We start from the raw sequence: 2,929 nt of genomic DNA, 5'->3' as shown, positions 1-2,929 counted from the left end.
ACACCACCTGGCCTATGTGATCTACACCTCCGGCTCGACGGGCCGGCCCAAGGGCATCGGCATCACGCAGGCCTCGCTCGCCGAGCACAGTCAGGTGGCGGTGGGCTACTTCGGCCTCACTGCGACGGACCGCATGCTGCAGTTCTCTACCATCAATTTCGACGGCTTCGTCGAGCAGCTTTTCCCGCCGCTGGTGGCGGGCGCGGCGGTGGTGCTGCGCGGGCCCGCGCTGTGGGACAGCGAAACTTTCTACCGCGAGCTGATCGCGCAGCGCATCAGCATCGCGGACCTGCCCACGGCCTACTGGCATCTGCTGGCGCAGGATTTTGCGCACCGCGGCGCGCGCGACTACGGCGTGCTGCGCCAGGTGCAGGCCACCGGCGAAGCCATGCCGCCCGAGGGCGTGCGGGCCTGGCGCGAGGCCGGCCTCGGCCACGTCAAGCTCATCAACAGCTATGGCCCCACCGAGACGGTGGTGACGGCCATCGTCCAGGACTGCCGCGCGTGGCTCGAGGACGGCAGCCGGCCGCTGCCGGCGCAGATGCCGATCGGCCTGCCACTGGCGGGGCGCGAAGCCTATGTGCTCGATGCGGACCTGGGCCTGGCGCCCGCGGGCGTAGCGGGCGAGCTCTACATCGGCGGCGCGCTGCTGGCGCGTGGCTACCACGGCCGCGCGGTGCTCTCCGCCGAGCGCTTCATCGCCGACCCCTTCGGCGATCGCGGCGGCCGGCTCTACCGCACGGGCGACATTGCGCGCTGGAATGCGGATGGCCGGCTGGAATACCTGGGCCGTGCGGACCATCAGGTCAAGCTGCGCGGCTTCCGCGTCGAACTCGCGGAGATCGAGGCCCAGCTCCTGCAGCAGCCCGGCGTGCGCGAAGCGGTGGTGACAGCGCACGACGCGGCGGGCGGCATGCGCCTCGTGGGCTACGTCTCGCGCGCGGCGGGGCAGGCCGTCGACGGCGCGCAGATCCGCGCGGCGCTGGCCGAGGCGCTGCCCGAGTACATGGTGCCCGCACTGATCATGGTGCTGGATGCGTTGCCGCAGAACGCCAACGGCAAGATCGAGCGCAAGGCGCTGCCGCAGCCCGGTTTCGAAGGCGTCGAAGCCTTCGAGGCGCCACAAGGCGCGGTCGAAGAGCGTCTGGCCGTCATCTGGGTCGAGCTGCTCGGCGCCCCGCGCATCGGCCGTAGGGACAACTTCTTCGCGCTGGGCGGCCATTCGCTGCTCGCGATCCAGTTGCTGGAGCGGATGCGAAGAGAAGGGTGGACGGTCGAGGTCCGCACGCTCTTCAAGCATCCGCAGCTCGCTGCATTGGCCGCCGCCGCGGCCGGAAGTCCGGTGCGGCAGGCGGGCGCGATCGATCTTTCGGCCAGCGGCATTCCCGAAGACAGCATCCGCATCGAGCCCGGGATGCTGAGCCTGGTGGAGCTCGACGCCGGCGAGATCCGGCGCATCGAGCAGTCGGTGCCCGGCGGCGCACCGAACATCCAGGACATCTATCCGCTCGCACCGCTGCAGGAAGGCATCCTGTTCCACCATCTGATGCAGGCCGAGGGCGACGCCTATGTCACGCCCTGCCTGCTCGCCTTCGACAGCCGAGAGCGGCTGGAGCGCTTCGTCGCCCATTTGAACCGCGTGATCGCCCGGCACGACATCCTGCGCACCGCGGTGCTTTACGAGGGACTGCGCGAGCCGGTCCAGGTCGTGTGCTGCGATGCAGCGCTGCAGCTGGAGTGGATGCCGCAGGCGGTGCAGGCCGGCGAAGACACCGACGTGGCCGCGCAGCTCTACGCGCAGATCGACCCGACGCGCTGCCGCATCGACATCACACGTGCGCCCCTGATGCGCGCGGTGGCGGCGCACGATGCGGACGCGCGGCGCTGGCTGCTGCAGCTTCCCAGCCACCACCTGGTGCTGGACCACACCACGCAGGACCTGCTGGTGGCGGAGATCGCGCTGATGGCGCAGGGCCGCGAGCGCGAGCTGCGGCCTCCGGTGCCGTTCCGGCGCTTTGTCGCCCAGGCCCGTCAGGGCGTGGCGCCGAGCGAGCACGAGGCCTTCTTCCGCAGCATGCTCGGCGACGTCGACGAGCCGACCGCTCCCTTCGACCTGGTCGATGTCCACGGCGACGGCAGGACGGTGGTCGAAACCGCGATGTCGGTTGATGCCGCCCTGAGCGCCGAGGTGCGCCGCCAGGCCCGGCGCCACGGCGTCAGCGCCGCCACGCTGTTCCACCTGGCCTGGGCGCTGGTGCTGGCCAGGATGTCGAACCGGGACGACGTCGTGTTCGGCACCGTGACCTTCGGCCGCATGCAGGGCGGGGAGGATGCAGATCGCGCCTTCGGCATGTTCATGAACACGCTGCCGCTGCGCATCCGCCTGGGCGCGACGACAGTGGGTGCAGGCGTGCAGCAGACGCACGGCCTGCTGGCCGAGCTCATGCACCACGAGCACGCCAGCCTGGCATTGGCGTTGCGCCAGAGCGCGCTGCCGTCGGGGACGCCGCTTTTTAACGCGCTCCTGAACTACCGCTACGGTGCGCAGCACGTGTGGGACTCGAGCACGCCGGCAGGGCTGGAGGGCGTCCAGGTGCTAAGTGCCGAGGAGCGGACCAACTATCCGATCACCCTCTCGGTCGATGACCATCCCGGCCATTTCGGGCTCGCGGCGCAGGTCGATGCGTCGGTGTCCGGGCGCCGCGTCTGCGAATCCTTGTGCGCGGCGTTGCGGGGCATCGTCGAAGCGCTGGCCGCCGAGCCCGACAAGCGCATCGGCGACATCGACATTCTGAATCCCGGCGAACGGGCGGAGCTGGTGGGCTGGGGCGTGAACGAAACACGCTACCCGGATGCGCAGCCGGTGCACCGGCTCATCGAGCAGCAGGTGCGCAAGAGCCCGGACGCCACGGCACTCGTCTTCGGCGAC

The 2,929-nt window shown here is 70.3% G+C and carries 1 protein-coding gene; it reads left to right on the top strand.

The window, feature by feature from the left end; all coding sequences use genetic code 11:
* The coding region (locus EJI01_RS28105; RefSeq protein WP_148112380.1) for a condensation domain-containing protein at window positions 1-2,929 on the top strand (2,929 nt) is incomplete at both ends.

Source organism: Variovorax sp. MHTC-1, from assembly GCF_003984645.1.
GTDB lineage: Bacteria > Pseudomonadota > Gammaproteobacteria > Burkholderiales > Burkholderiaceae_C > Variovorax.
This window is presented reverse-complemented; position numbering and strand designations above follow the sequence as displayed.